Genomic DNA, 14627 nt, shown 5'->3' with positions numbered 1-14627 from the left:
CGCACGGATTAGAGCGTACCCGCTCGCGCGGGAGGTCACACATGACCAATGCGCTGTTGCTTGATGGAGCGCAATTGCCTGCTCCCACTCCAGCGCCAGAAAGTTATAGCAGGATCTCGGGCGATTGCGACTCTTAGCTACCGGTGGTGTTGCTGTGCCACGGCGCGATCATTCGTCTTGCCCTTTTGTTCCGATCACAACCCCTATCGGCCTCCTACACGACGCGTGTCCAACGAGGCCCTAAGAGGCTATACTCCATTCAGCGTGGCAGAGTTGTGCCAACTCCGAGAGCACGCGCCTGCCGAAGCGCTAAATCGGCAATCGCCAAATCGGCAATCGCAAAGCCCCGGAATGCGAATAGTGTCTTGCTGCGCAAACTGGATTCCGAGGAGCCACTTGTGAGATGGCGCAGGTCTTCACTAAAAACGATGTGCTTAACCGGACGACTAGCTGCGTCAACCGGGGACCCCGATTGCTCTAAACTGTCTGTGATAAGCCTGTCGAAACTAGTTAAGCTGTCCGACCGCCAGCTCCTGCCTCCATCCACTGCTGAAACGAAGGACGAAGACTGAAGCAACCGCGCGTCCAGAAAAGACTCTAGATCTGGTGCACTTGGAATTGTAGATATCACAATATCGCATTTACTCACCAGCATATCCGAATCCTTCGTAATAATTGGCTCGCGGCGTTTTTCGGCTGCAGCGACGGCAACTGACTCGGCAGACCCCCTGCTCCGACTATAGAGATAGACCTTGCGAAGTGATGGATATAGGTCTACGAAAGCGTCGAGGTGACTGAGGGCTTGTAAACCGCAGCCAACCAGACCAATACTTTCGGGCATCTTCGGCGCGAGATAATTCGCCGCAGCTGTGGATGTCGCCGCTGTCCTGATCAAAGTGATAGAGTTTCCATCGAGGACAGCAACAGGGCTCCCGGACGTGTAGTCACTCACGCAGATCAAACCGTTCACTCTAGCTCTTCCGATGCCCTCCTTCTCCGACGCAACTGCTATCCATTTTGTTGCGGCAATGCCGTAGGCTTGGGATGATGAGCTGAGCGAGCTGAATAAAGAAGAAGGAGTATCAATGCTCAACTTTGGCAATCCAACGACCTTTCCTACAGCATAGTCACGGAACGTCGCCAAGATGGCGTCCCGCGCCTGCCGAGATGATATTCTCAAATTCTTCACATCCTCGCCGGATAAGTAGATCAGCTTTTCATTCATGACTCACCTTTCTCCGTAAACGGCAGGACCGCGTGGAGCACTAGCGTACTTTCCTCTCATACACTTGGCGCCCCACTTTCTTCAGCAAGTGCTGTGCCAGCATCACATTGCTCTCCGCATTGTCGACGAGCTACCAAGATCAAGCTCCTTCAATGATAGGCATTGTACGCTCCTCGCTCCGCCTGTTTGTCCGAAAACATACAACCGCCTAAAAGGTATTGAGGAGAACCACCAACAGAAAGCTGGTCATGGGCCGATTGAGTCCCCTCTGAGAACCGACAGCTGTACTAGGCTGGAGGAGACAAGAGGTGTCGAATAGAACGTCAAAGTCGGTCGTTTACCAAGGAGTACAGACGCAAAGCCATTTAGTTGGTGGTCTCGCCGTCGCTCAGTCAGGTCGCTGGCTAAGGCGCTCCATCTGCGTGTCTCTGCGCTGAGGCACTTGGCGATAGATCACGGCAGGGGTCCGTATCGGCGGCGTGGCGCCACATACGCAGGGGCACAGGTGTCGGGCGGACCGGCTTTCGAGATACCGGCTGCGACAGGAAAAAGAGCTGCTGCGCATCGAGCACAATATTCTAAAGTCGATGGCGATCTGCGCAGTATGCAGGTCGAACTCGAGGCCGCGGTACTGGCGATGGCAGTCCAGCAGCAGCGACCGTAGGCCGGATTGATCCACCACTCGGATCGCCACTGCGCCATATGCCTCATTCGGCCATCACAATGCTGCCGCTTGTCGATCGCCCATCGATGCCGCCGAACGCTACAACTTACCTGACGCCAAGCGTCTTCCAAACCTTTGAAGACAGAGCTCGGTATCTCTCCGGCGGCCCGCCCCCTTGCGTAGTTTGAGATGCGGCCCGAGGATTTGACCTTAAGTCTAGCTTTGAGGTTATGTGCGAATGCAGGTCGATGTGTTGGACGCCGAGCGTCAGCGGCGATGGAGTTACGACCAGACGGTCCGAGCGCGCCCTAAGGACAATGATCAGGGGTGCTCGTCCCAGTCGGGCAGGGAAGCGCGCAGGTAAGTATTGAGCTTGTTTGACCGAGGGCACGCAGGGTGTTCATATCCGCCTACGATTCTCGATTGCGTCGCTGCCGTGGCGACGTTGACCATGAGGACAACTCTCAACGCCACAACTCAAGCGAGATTCCAGACGTCCTGGAGATGTCTAGCACTGCCTCGATGTCGGCATCAACGCTTTGCTTCGTTAGGGCTGACATAAATCACCGCATTCAGTTCGTGATTACTACGGCACTGCGCGATGCGGTCATGCTTGGAGTGCAAGACAGCTCCTGCGCCAAGCAGACGTTGAGGTCTCACGACGACATTCACTCGTCCCCGTAGCTGATCTGAAGCTGGTTAATGGATGCCCGATGCCTCACGTAATTTGAGCAGTTCTGGAAGTGTCAACTCTCTTGTGGACGAATCATTCGCCGAGTCATTTGTAGCCATACGGACCGCACTGCTACCCTTCTCGCTGCGTGTACTGCCCCGGCTCTGTCGTCGTTGCAGCAATATGGATCTGCACCGCTCGCAACGTTGCCTCTATGTCAGAAAACAAGAGCGGCAATTTTGGAGCCAGCTGTCTATTGTTGTGTTCGATGAACTGGAGAAATTCTTCGCTGTACATGTTCAGATAGCTAAGACTCTTGATTGCTGCACTTGACAACGCTGGGACCGACGAGAAGTCTACGATAGTCCGTGGCTCCAATCGCAGGAGCCCGTTCTGCAGGATGGCCTCGTATTTATCATCGACTTCCGTGGTTGCAATGACCACGATCGAACGTGGTTCGCGCTCTTGTCCAATCTCTTCCGGGCGCAAGAGCGCAACTTCTATATCGGTGTAACGTCGAAGACGTTTGCGAAGAGCCTTAGGATTGCGGGTTACGACTATAGTAGCGCGGAATCGTTCTCCCACGCCGCTCCTGATCAGCCCGCGACCGAGCATACCTGCCCCAATGACGTAAAGTCGATCGGGTCGCTCTCCATCCGTAAATCGGCTCGCTATGATGTCTCGGACTATCTGATCGTAGTTGAAGGACGCGATAAATCCCTGTCGCTCACGCGCGGCACGCCCGATATCGAGTGCGAACCGTGCGACCTGGGAAATCGGACACTTCAGATCTACAAGTTCGATTGACTTCGCGAGCTGATGGCTGACGTAACTCTCGCCGAGGATTTGGGAGTGAGCGCTGGATGCAATTTCCGCGAGGCGCCGGGCAATCTCGATTGGACCTTCAATGCGTTTGTATGAGAGACCAGAGAATATCGTGCTCTCAATATCTGTAACAGCGGCCGCGTCGCCATAGGCTTCAACTCGCACGCAAGTTGCGAGCAGAATAATTCCACTCCTCGCCAGGTCTGTAGCCAACGACTTTATCTTCGCCGATAGCTGCGCCATCGCGAATGGGGTGGTCATCTTGTGATCAATGTAAATGCCATGGAGCTGGGTCATGTTCGCTTTCTGAAGTTCATTGAATCTCAAGCGGGAGTTGACGGCAACGCCTTGCGGCTGAGGTCTTCCAGCGGCCTTGCCGCTAACTGCAGGCCCATATCCATGAGCCCGACTTCGGCCTCACAGCGGATATGACAATCGTGCTCACCGGATGCACCGTCTTTGTGAGGGCACGTATCTGCCGATATTTCACTTGCTTAGGATTCGACCTCACACGTTAATCGCCTTCGTGCAAGGAGCGTACCATTTTGGTTCGTTGCGGCGACCTGAGGAACGAGAGAACCAATCGTGCCAGCTGCGCACAAAGAGCTCCCAGATACAGTTCTGGCCTTTGGTATATTGCCCGCCCAAAAGGAAATAGACGGACCAAGTACCGCTGTCTCCTGAGTTCGACGAACCCGGCCCCTTCTTTTTGCTGCGTGTCCGGGATAATGGATCTTCCGTAGGAAAGCCGTCATCCTCATCGAACGGCCCCGGTGAATTTGTGCGCTGTCGGACATGTGACATAGCCGTCGGATCGTAGATCTATCACTTTAAGTGGCTGTTCCGTTCGGCCCGGTAAATGCAAGATTGTCCGCGACCTCGTCTGGGGCTGGGATGACGCTAACCAATGATGACTCTCTGCGCCAAGCCGCACTACCCCACCGCCCGGTCGCCATCGCCTCCGCGCTGGCCATGCAGCCCAACCGTCATATTGTTCGGCGAGCCGACCTCGGCGCTGGGCTCGGAGTTGGTGTGCGAACGCAGCTATTCGCCAACTCGACGCAGAGGGAATGACAATGGTTATCGTCATCCAGGAGATCGGTTTCCCTTATGCGTTGGCCGATTGGGTGGTCTTCATGAATCAACGGTGTCGTCGCTGCGAGCGGCGCTCCGCGTGATCTTCTGCTGTCGAACTCCAAGCCGAGGTTCGCCGCTTTCGTCGGACGGTTTACGGAACACGCCCGTCCTTCGGCCCTCTCGCTGCGCCGGCGGCCGCACCTTCAACTGCATCTTCCGACAAAGGATAGTAGAACATGACGCAAGTAAACTGGGGCGGCATCTTTCCCTTGCTCGTCACTGCCTACGGAGCCGAAGGTGTCATCAATGATACCCGTTACAAGGCCCTCATCGACGAGGCAATCGCGAATGGCGCGCAGGTGCATCGTCGCCGCTGGCAGCACCGGAGAATTCTATGCACTCACAAAAGCGGAGCGTGCGAACCTTTACAAGTTGACGGTTAATCACGTTGGCCGTCGCGTACCCTTCTGGCGGGCGTTGCCGACCTGCGCGTCGAAGATGTCCTGGAAGCGTGTCAGTCAGCCGGCGCGGCGGGGTGTGCCGGCGGCATGGTTCTTCCGCCGATCTATGCCATGCCGAGCCCGCGCGAGATCGTGGCATTCTTCGACAACATTTCGCGGAACACGTCGCTGCCGCTCATGCTCTACAACAGTCCCCGCCGGGCGGGCGTCGACATCACCCCCGCTCTCGTGGAGCAGCTGTCCACGATTCCAACGGTCGTCGCCATCAAGGACAGCTCCGGACTTATCGCTCAGGTAAGCGAGCTTATGCAGCGCGTGGGTACTAAAATTCGTGTTTTCGTCGGCTATGAAACAATGATCGTTCCGGCGCGCGCCGTTGGTGCGCATGGAGTAGTCGCAATGGCACACCAAATCGCCGGTCCCTTGATTCGCGATTACTGGGGCAAGGCGCTCACTCGCGATAAGACGTTGGATGCGCTCGGCCGAGACGTGTTCGCTTTCTATCGTTGCTTCCAGTCCGGGGGCTACTACGCCGCAATCAAGGAGACCATGAGACAGCTTGGTCGTGACGCCGGTGGCCCGCGCCTTCCGTTGCTGCCGTTGGCGCACGAACAAAAAGAGGCCATCCCCAAGGCTGGTCTAACCCGTTGGGCCAAGACTTGAGGTCAGCCGCAAAGTGCCTATGCCGCACGTTCCTGCCTTCTTGAGTCCCAGGATACGTAGGTGCATTGCCTCGAAACTCATGAGGGCCTAAGTCATCGCACGTGCGAATGTCTCGTTCAACGCGTCGGCCAGATACGCATGCAGTCGCTGCTCCGCGACTGCTAACCCAATAACGGAGCAGTTATAGGCCGCTTTAGCGGCATCAACCATGAACGCGACATTTCTAGAATCCTTGTGCGAATTCAGGGGAGCAGAAAGGGCCACGCTGCCTCACGGCCCTAGGACCAGACCTTCGGGCTATGGAGAGATGGCTCCTTGTCTGTGTACCGCGGGTGCTACGTTCAGCGCAAATTTGGGTCGGCTGTGCAACTCTGACCAGCTCTGCCGCGCCCATGGCTCCACCTAAGCAATCGGGGTGCAATTTGGGCCTCAGATCCCGGGAAAGTCAGTGGTAGGCCACCAGCAGATGCGGCGCTCGAGAGGCAAAGAGCGAGGCGCTATGCGACACGCCCATCTGTTGCCCCGTCCTTTCTGAACGATAGCTCTATCGATCCAGGAGCGTCATCGAACGAGCAATCGGCCGGGAGATAATCACAGAAACAGGCGTTTCTGGCGGACATTGATGGCGGTCGTCGGTCAAGGCTGCCTTGCCCGAAGAGTGGTATTGTTGAGAAGTATCGCTATGGCTATGGATGGGCTAGCCGCAGTCCCTCGAGATTTGGCGCATAAATCCGTGAGGAGCGCAGCGAGCGGCTACAAATGGCCTGGTACAGTTCCCAATTGTTAGCCGCTTCCCGACTACGCACGTCTGTCGCACTCACGACAACCGCGTGGGGTAGGCGTCGCCTCAGTCCGACTGACCGGACGCGGCTGAGGGCCGCGCCCATGAATGCACACGACGGTTTCCGCTTAGTGCCCTCAGTCCATAGGTTTCGGCCTCTGAAAGGGAGATCATAAGCTTTGCTACCTGATCGGATCGATCTACGCCCGAGGCCAGTTTCGCGTCGTATAACCCTCCCGGGCTCGTAAGATTAACATCAATGATGTAAGGGTAAGCCATATCAAGCCCAACGAAATTCACGCCATAGTCCATCAGCTTTCGACCGACCAACTCGGCCAGTTCAACCTCTTTGGAATGCAAGTCGACAGGAATTGGCTTACCTCCTTGCGTAATATTAGATCTGTGATCATCAAGCGGCGCTTTCCGGCCGTGCCAAGCAACTGCCCGCCCACAGGCAACGATGACGCGCTTTTCGCCCTGCCGCACTTCAGAGATGAAGTGCTCAAGAAGAGCGTATTGAGCCACAAAACCTTCACGGCCGTACTGGAATTGGTACCGCTCCACGAGTGGTGCGCGTTCGGTGAGTCCCCCGAATTTGCTCTGCGCGTCAACGTTTCCAGTTAGGCATTGTAGGATGGCTCGAACATTCGGTCCGTTGGGAGGAAGCAAGAAGACATTTTCTCCGCCATACGCGTTTGCCGGCTTCGCAACCCAGGAGAGATCGGGACTCTGGCGGTAGCGTTCCCAAAGTACGGAGAACTCGTTCGATGCATATGCAACTGCTCGATGCTCTTTCGGCACGATGAGACCCAATGCATGCTTTGTTTCTAGAAATAACGTACCCGCAATGCTATTGACGAACCTAGTATGTTGCGAGGCTAGCCAGAGCATTTGCCATACATCACGGGAGATGCTCGACGGCGGCCCCCCGTTGACCAAGACGAGCTGGCATTCGTCGATGAAATATACGCCCTTGGCGCCCTGTGCAGCCGAGCCAAGCTGGTGCGGGTCTCCGCTTGGAGACACCAAGACTCCGCGTGTAAAATAGCGAAAGTCTTCTGATCCGATACCAGTGATCTCGCCGAAAATCACTTCCCAGCCGAAACGACGGAACGCGTTTCCGATGGGAACATCGTTTTCACCTAAGCAATCCGGACGGCCTGTGAGTATGAGAAGTCTCATAGCGGTTCTCCTGGCTCGAGTTGACCTTGCGGCACAATCAGAGCGTTGAACGTATTTGATATGGGACGACCATTGTCTGTCGATCTAGAGTAGCAAACATCACTCGCCAAATACCATCAGTGCTAACGCGGAGATGTTGCTGTCGGCGATTGGCCTTTGCCTATTGCTTCCCCGAAGAGCAATCCTCGTGCCAGCATTTGAATTTGTCTACCTTAGCTCACCCCTGCTTGCATGAAGGGGCATGCTGAAGCACGTCGTTAGTTTGAAGCTGCCAAGTTGTGCGCCATTGCCATAACCACGGGGAGCCGAATCCTGTGTTCGTGAACGGGCTGGGAACTTCGCTTTGGTGACCCGAAGTGAGTCGAAAACAGGACTTGCGCGCTCGTACACCCGCCTAGCGTGGGTGATGTGATGAACTGCGCGCTTGAGCGGCAACCCTGACAGGACCGTGAGTGTTCTGGTGGCTCAACCGGACGTAGTCAGCGTTCGAAGACTTCGAATGCCTCGGCCATGCCGTTGCCATGGGGCTTTCGACCGGCGAAGCGGGCTCGCGGTTTAAGCCGCGGCACTCTCGAGGGTGCGGTAGACCGCAAAGATCGATCCAGCGTTGGTCAGCAATGTCATTTCGCGCTGAACTCGCACGGCCATCACAGACTCGCACGTGCTATTATGGGAGCAGTGTACCTAACCTGGGTTCTGGGCCACCAGCGTTGGTAGGTGCCTAAATGACGGCGCCAGAGTAGATGATGCCGCTCTCTTCTTACAGAAGGGCTGCATCTTTTCGATGCACTCACATGGTAGGATAGCCATAATGAACACCGCTCCGAGGACCTCTCAACACCTCAAAACAATGGAAGCTCTAGAATCCAACGTTCGATCATATTCTCGCGCGTTTCCCGCAATTTTCAGCAACGCCCGTGGATCGGTTATTTTAACGAACGACGGCCGCAAAATCATTGACTTCTTCTCTGGCGCTGGAGCGCTGAACTATGGACACAATAATCATGCTATAAGAGCCGCTATCACTGACTATCTCCAGTCGGATGCGCTCGTACACGCTCTCGATATGGCGACTCCCGCGAAGATCAACTTCATGGAGACCTTCGACTCAATTATCCTGCAAAAGCGCAATTTGAGATATCGCCTTCAGTTCACCGGCCCAACGGGAGCGAATGCTGTCGAAGCTTCGTTAAAGCTCGCGCGCAAAGTTACAGGACGTCACAACGTTATCTCTTTCACTCGCGGTTATCATGGGGTGAGTCTAGGAGCCGTTGCTGCAACCGGTAACCGTTTCTATCGCAAACCCGCAGGCGCTGCTCTCTCGGGCGTGACGTTCATGCCATATGACGGCTACTTCGGGCCCGCCGTGAATACCGCTGAACACCTCAGGACCGCATTGATGGATCAGAGCAGCGGAGTGGACCTCCCAGCTGCCATTCTACTAGAAACAGTGCAGGGAGAAGGTGGGATTAATGTCGCCTCTGAGCAATGGCTGAGATCGGTGCAGACGATCGCCAAAGATGTCGGCGCTTTCTTCATAATAGACGACATTCAGATGGGCTGTGGTCGCACGGGTGACTTCTTTAGCTTTGAGATTGCGACGCTATCGCCCGACGTAGTCGTGCTGTCGAAATCATTGAGCGGATACGGCCTTCCTCTCTCAATGCTGTTGATCAAGCACGAACTCGATGGATGGGCAGCGGGAGAGCACTCGGGAACGTTTCGGGGGAATAATCTCGCGCTAGTGGCTGGAACCGCCGCAATCGACATCTACTGGCGCGAGGGAATCTTCGCAGATCAGGTCAAGTGCACAGGCACTTTTCTACATCGCCAACTTTCAGCGATTGCAGCGAAATATGGAAATAGTTTTGCGGTTCGGGGGCGCGGCATGGTGTTCGGCTTTGATTGCCTTGCGGCGCAAATTTCGGATACGATCACACGTAAGGCATTCGAAAATGGATTAATGATCGAACGGTGCGGACCAGATGATCGGGTTATAAAATTTTTACCCGCACTTACGATCGACCGCGAAACCTTGAACGAAGGTCTAGCAATTTTTGAGGAGTCTGTGGCTGAAGCGCTACGCCGCAGTCCGTCTTGAACTACAACACCGCTTGTTCGGAAGTGATACAGGCTTCGGCATACCGTATCCGATGCCCGCGTCCCCAATCGACCGATACCTCGCCTTTTGCAAACGCTGGCGTCCCCGTTGCGACCACGGCCATCCGGATCAGCCTGCTTTACTTCAACTCGCTGCCGTTCCACGCGGGAACCCAACTCTGGTAGAAGCTACACTTGGCATATATGGGCGCGCCGTATGGCGTGTGCTATAGGACACGAACGTCCGCCTAGCTGAAGACCGCGGCATCAGCCTCGAAGCTGCTGGCAGACGCTCTCTTTGCGCCTATTCCCCCGTGTATCGATCCGTCTTCAACAACCCCGGCGTCGACTTCATGCGTAATATGCTGGGCCATGCCGGTCGGCACGGACGGCACATCGTCTCCGCCTTCAACACCACCGCGTTCGCCGGGAACAATGTGAGGCAGCGCGAACGCAATGGGGGTGCGTCGCCGACCAGCTCCGCCCCAGCTGCCTAGCGTTGCGGTCTTAGTGGATTAGGTCGAAGCCGAAGTGCTCGCCTATGAACCTTCCGGCCACCGCAAGCTGCACTCGACGGATGAGATGGACAAGCGATTTTTTATGACCGCGCCGCGATGACGATTGCGGGAATCGCCTCCATTCTTACGTTCGGCTGCGCTGCGGGCCATTCTTCCGTCCCGGCGACCGATCTCGCAGCCGCCGCGCGCAGGGGCGGTCAAGGCTGACCGCGCTTGCGGCCACCGCAAGGCTTGGCCTTGACCGGCCCGAGTACGGCGGCAGCACCTAGCGTGGAATGGGACTGCATTCCTGGCTAGAAGTTGCCGTTAGCCGCGATTATGGTTGTTGAGAGTGGGCGACCTCGTGCCGAAGCGTGATGTGTCGGCTGCAAGCATCACCAGACTGCCTATTTTGTCTTGGCGAGCTGAGGCGCCCACGCGCCGGTTTTTGGCCGCCGCGGTTTCCATTGCGACACGAATCGTTCGTCGCTTTGCTCCGCTTGGCTGGCGATCAACATCTCGCGGTCGCGTAGCGCCTTGATGTTGTAGGCATAGGCTGGTCCACGGCGGCGACCTTTCTGTTGCGGATGTCCGGCTTGAAGTTGCACCGCGCGGATCTTGTTGGCGACCCGCGCCGGGCGCGCCCACAGGTAATCCTCGCCCTTCGTCAGCAAATGCCACTGACCTTGCCCCTCAGACTTAATCCAGGTTGAAGTTCGCTCTGGCCCAAGACAAGGACCAGAGCATGAAGCGCAGCCGCTTTTCGGAAGAGCAGATCATCGGGATTTTGAAGGAGCACGAGGCTGGCGTTTCGGTTGCCGATCTGTGCCGGAAGCACTGCGTCAGTGACGCCAGGATCTACAAATGGAAAGCCAGGTTTGGCGGGATGGAGGTCTCGGAGGCCAAGCGGCTGAAGACGCTGGAGGACGAGAACACCCGGCTGAAGCGGTTGCTGGCTGATGCCATGCTGGACAATGCAGCGCTGAAGGACTTGTTGGGAAAGAAGTGGTGACGCCCGCGGGCAAGCGGAGAGCTGTCGCGCATGTCGTGGATGCCCACGGGATGAGCGAACGGCGGGCGTGTAAAGCCATCGGCTGTTGCCGCATGACGATCAGATACCAGACGTCTCGGGCGGATGATGCTGCCCTGCGCCAACGCATGAGGGCGATCGCCCAGGAGCGCCGTCGCTTCGGCTATCGACGCCTGCATGTTCTGCTCTAGCGGGAGGGCTATCGGATCAACCACAAGAAACTCTTCCGGCTCTACCGGGAAGAGAGGCTCGCGGTTCGTCGCCGTGGCGGCCGCAAGCGGGCGATCGGGACCCGAGCGCCCATGACAGTGCCGATGGTGCCGAACGACCGCTGGTCGATCGACTTCGTCTCGGATCAACTCACCGACGGCCGCCGCTTCCGCATCCTGACCGTGGTCGATGATTGCACCCGCGAGTGCCTGGCGCTTGTGGCCGACACCTCGCTCTCGGGGGGCCGGGTCGCGCGGGAACTGGACCGGATGGTGATGGAGCGGAGCAAACCCAAAATGGTGATTAGCGACAACGGTAGCGAGTTCACCAGCAATGCCATCCTGACCTGGGCCGACCAGAGCCGCGTCGCATGGCACTACATCGCGCCGGGCAAGCCCATGCAGAACGCCTTCATCGAGAGCTTCAACGGCCGGCTGCGGGATGAATTGTTGAACGAGACGCTGTTCACGTCGCTGGCCCAGGCCCGCGTCACGCTTGGATGCTGGCGGGCCGATTACAACAACGCACGACCACACTCGCAGCTCGGATGGAAAACCCCATCGGAGTTCGCCTTCACCTGTCATCCGCGTCGGGATCTGGCGCTGCGCTATGCCGAAGGCTCCGCGCCAGCTCCCGTCGCTTCCACCGCCCAACTGGGCAAATCCAACGACCGGGGCGAACTCAGAACTCGATAAAACTTGGGGGCAAGGTCACCACCAGAGCACAGTCAGCTTGCGAGCCACCGCCACGGCGGCGATCTGATGGCCGCGCCGGGCGCGGATTCGTACGAAAAACGCATGCAGTGGACCCGGCGCCTTGGCCGCTGCCCAGGCCGCCTCGACCAGCATGGCGCGCGCATGACTGCGGCCGATCTTGCTGATGCGACCGTGGTGGGCGACTCACAGCCCGGACTGGCGCACCCGCGGGCTCAGCCCGAAATAGCTCACCAGCTTCTGCGTGCTGTTGAACCGGCTGATGTTCGCCGATCGCCGCCGCGATGCCGGCGGCGACCGGCAGATTCACGGCCGGTGATTGTCATCAGTCTGTTGACCGCGGAATCCACGATTGCGTCCTGCGCGATCTCGCGATCGAGCAGGGCCAGGTCTTGCGCCAGCCGGTCCAGCTACGGACGTGCCGATCGACGGCCGCTCGCCCATCATCCGGCAACTGAGCGGCCAACCAGGCCCGGCCGCTGGCGTTGACGAGGTCGGCATGTGGCACTTCGGGATCAGGTGTGCAGGCAGGATAGAATGTACCTCGCTCCTGAGCCGCGTGCGATGCCGGACGACCTGGTAGCGCCGCGCCACCAGTCTGCGCTTGCGTTCGATCTCCGCGTCAGGCGTCTAAAGCGGGATGGGTTTATGCTGAATCGATTTGGGATTCCCAAATCAGCCGGTTTCTGATTCACCATGCTGGCTGGACGGAGGCCAGCATGGATGGGCAAGCCGTACTCTCTTGATCTTCGCAAGCGTGTTGTGGCCGCGATCGAGGGCGGGATGTCCCGCAATCAGGCCGCCAAGCAATTTGGGGTGGCAATCAGCACAGCCATCGGCTGGATGAAGCGGGTTGATGAGACTGGCAGTGTCGAGCCTAGCCAGATCGGCGGCTACAAGCCGAAGGCACTCTCGGGTGAGCACGCGGTCTGGCTGTCGCAGCGGATCAAGGACGGCGATTTCACCATACGCGGTCTCGTTGCTGAGCTCGCCGGGCGCGGCCTGAAAGTCGATTATCACTCGGTATGGGACTTCGTGCATGCCGAGAAGCTCAGCTTCAAAAAAAAGCGTGGCGGCTGGCGAACGCGATCGTCCCGAGGTCGCGCGGCGGCGAGCCCAGTGGGCAAAGTATCAAGATCGCGTCGAAGCTGAACGGCTGGTCTTCATCGACGAGACCTGGACCAGGACCGACATGGCCCCTTGCGGGGATGGGCGCCGCGCGGGAGCAGACTTCACGCAAAAGTCCCCCACGGCCGCTGGAAGATCATGACCTTCCTGGCGGCCCTGCGCCATGACCGGATCGATGCGCCATGGTTCATCGAGGGGCCGATCGATGGCGTGAGCTTCCGCACCTATGTCGAGAAGGTTCTCCTGCCGACCCTTCAGCCCGGTGACATCGTCGTCTTGGATAATCTCGGTAGCCACAGGAGCAAAGTGGTTCGCCAGCTCATCCTTTCGGTCGGCGCCAAACTCTTCTTCCTGCCAAAATACTCGCCAGACCTGAACCCGATCGAACAAGTCTTTGCCAAACTTAAGCACTTGGTCCGCAAAGCTGCCGCGAACCGTCGACGCTGTCTGCGCAGCAATCGGCCACGCACTCGATGCCTTTACCTCAGAGGAATGCGCCAACTACCTCAAAAATTCAGGCTATCGAACCTAATGTCATCACGCTTTAGATCTGCGGCAGGTAGCTCGCTGCCTGCAGGCTGGCGAGCGTACCAGCATCAATCTTGTCGGTCTTGACGTGAGCTTGGGCGATCGCCTTCGCCTGCAAGGGATTCGCGACAATCACTCGCGCCACGAATGGCGTCAGCACTCGCGAGTGCCGCCATGCTGTTGCCTGTTGCTTCAAGCACCACCTCATCACTGGCCAGCAGGGTCTTGCCAAATCTCGCCAGCGCAGTCCGTTTCATATCGATCCGGCCTGCATGTCGAAGCCTGCCGTCTTCCCAAAATACGATCTTCCCGAAGGTTCGGTGGACATCAACGCCAATGACCCGTCGCATTCGCACCTCCTGCCAGACACATGATGACGATAGCTGCGCGCGACACGACAACTACGGATTCGCGCTCCCGGCGCAACCGGGCGAGTCGCGGAAGCGGCCAGCTACTAACTCGAGCTCTCGGCTCATCGAATGCATCGGCCTGCCCGCACATCGTGCTCCCGGTGGCTCTGTCTCGATGGTCGCACCATACGCCATGATGTAGAACACCGTAGCGGAACGTTGGCACCGAAACATCTCATACCGGTTACCAATCCGCTCGGAAGGGTCAACGGCGAGATCACGCCTCGAACCAAACTGGTCGGCATCTTTCTCAATGAAGAAGCCATCACCCGCCTGATTGGGGCATCCTGCTCGAACAAAACGACCAGCGGGCGGTTCAGCGCGGCCGCTACATGACACTTGAAACGATCACGCCGTTGGCGATGATCCCACCCTCAGTTTCCCGGCAATCGCCAGCTGTCCGGCCCATGCCGGCCAACGTGATCCGCACTCAGCTACACCACGCCAGCTGACACGATCG

At 57.6% G+C, this 14627-nt stretch carries 5 protein-coding genes and 6 pseudogenes; 5 read left to right on the top strand and 6 right to left on the bottom strand.

Annotated elements, in window-relative coordinates:
- Positions 1 to 259: 259 nt before the first annotated feature.
- Both ACNJYA_RS08755 and ACNJYA_RS08750 read right to left on the bottom strand, forming a co-directional pair.
- Positions 260 to 1225 carry an ornithine cyclodeaminase family protein gene (locus ACNJYA_RS08755; RefSeq protein WP_439402518.1) on the bottom strand — a complete coding sequence of 322 codons (966 nt, stop codon included), beginning with the start codon at positions 1223 to 1225 and terminating at the stop codon, positions 260 to 262.
- 1469 nt (positions 1226 to 2694) lie between these two features.
- Complete coding sequence (locus ACNJYA_RS08750; protein ID WP_439402517.1) at positions 2695 to 3684, bottom strand: hypothetical protein; 990 nt, start codon at positions 3682 to 3684, stop codon at positions 2695 to 2697.
- Between the two features lie 1016 nt (positions 3685 to 4700).
- Here ACNJYA_RS08750 and ACNJYA_RS08745 point away from each other — a divergent pair.
- Positions 4701 to 5588, top strand: a pseudogene (locus ACNJYA_RS08745) (dihydrodipicolinate synthase family protein).
- An 847-nt stretch (positions 5589 to 6435) separates the two neighbouring features.
- Here the strand turns inward: ACNJYA_RS08745 and ACNJYA_RS08740 are convergent.
- The gene (locus tag ACNJYA_RS08740) at positions 6436 to 7551 is read right to left on the bottom strand and encodes a RimK family alpha-L-glutamate ligase (protein ID WP_439402516.1); all 1116 of its coding nucleotides are present in this window, start codon (positions 7549 to 7551) and stop codon (positions 6436 to 6438) included.
- A gap of 811 nt (positions 7552 to 8362) precedes the next feature.
- On the opposite strand from ACNJYA_RS08740, the gene ectB reads away from it, so the two are divergent.
- Complete coding sequence (gene ectB, locus ACNJYA_RS08735; protein WP_439402515.1) at positions 8363 to 9652, top strand: diaminobutyrate--2-oxoglutarate transaminase; 1290 nt, start codon at positions 8363 to 8365, stop codon at positions 9650 to 9652.
- A gap of 903 nt (positions 9653 to 10555) precedes the next feature.
- On the opposite strand, the gene ACNJYA_RS08730 is transcribed toward ectB, so the two are convergent.
- Complete coding sequence (locus ACNJYA_RS08730; RefSeq protein ID WP_439402514.1) at positions 10556 to 10822, bottom strand: hypothetical protein; 267 nt, start codon at positions 10820 to 10822, stop codon at positions 10556 to 10558.
- Positions 10823 to 10893: 71 nt separating this feature from the next.
- On the opposite strand from ACNJYA_RS08730, the pseudogene ACNJYA_RS08725 reads away from it, so the two are divergent.
- Positions 10894 to 12083: pseudogene (locus ACNJYA_RS08725) on the top strand (IS3 family transposase).
- Positions 12084 to 12101: 18 nt separating this feature from the next.
- Here the strand turns inward: ACNJYA_RS08725 and ACNJYA_RS08720 are convergent.
- A pseudogene (locus ACNJYA_RS08720) lies at positions 12102 to 12731 on the bottom strand (IS110 family transposase); the annotation flags it as partial.
- A 93-nt stretch (positions 12732 to 12824) separates the two neighbouring features.
- Between ACNJYA_RS08720 and ACNJYA_RS08715 the strand changes: the two are divergent.
- Positions 12825 to 13761 (top strand): annotated as a pseudogene (locus ACNJYA_RS08715) (IS630 family transposase).
- A gap of 15 nt (positions 13762 to 13776) precedes the next feature.
- Here the strand turns inward: ACNJYA_RS08715 and ACNJYA_RS08710 are convergent.
- Positions 13777 to 14107 (bottom strand): annotated as a pseudogene (locus ACNJYA_RS08710) (IS110 family transposase); the annotation flags it as partial.
- Positions 14108 to 14353: 246 nt separating this feature from the next.
- Between ACNJYA_RS08710 and ACNJYA_RS08705 the strand changes: the two are divergent.
- Positions 14354 to 14564: pseudogene (locus ACNJYA_RS08705) on the top strand (transposase); the annotation flags it as partial.
- Between the last annotated feature and the right edge of the window lie 63 nt (positions 14565 to 14627).

This window comes from Bradyrhizobium sp. BLXBL-01, from assembly GCF_051853025.1.
Classification (GTDB): Bacteria; Pseudomonadota; Alphaproteobacteria; order Rhizobiales; family Xanthobacteraceae; genus Bradyrhizobium.
The sequence above is the reverse complement of the archived record's forward strand: the minus strand, read 5'-3'. Positions and strand labels throughout refer to the sequence as shown.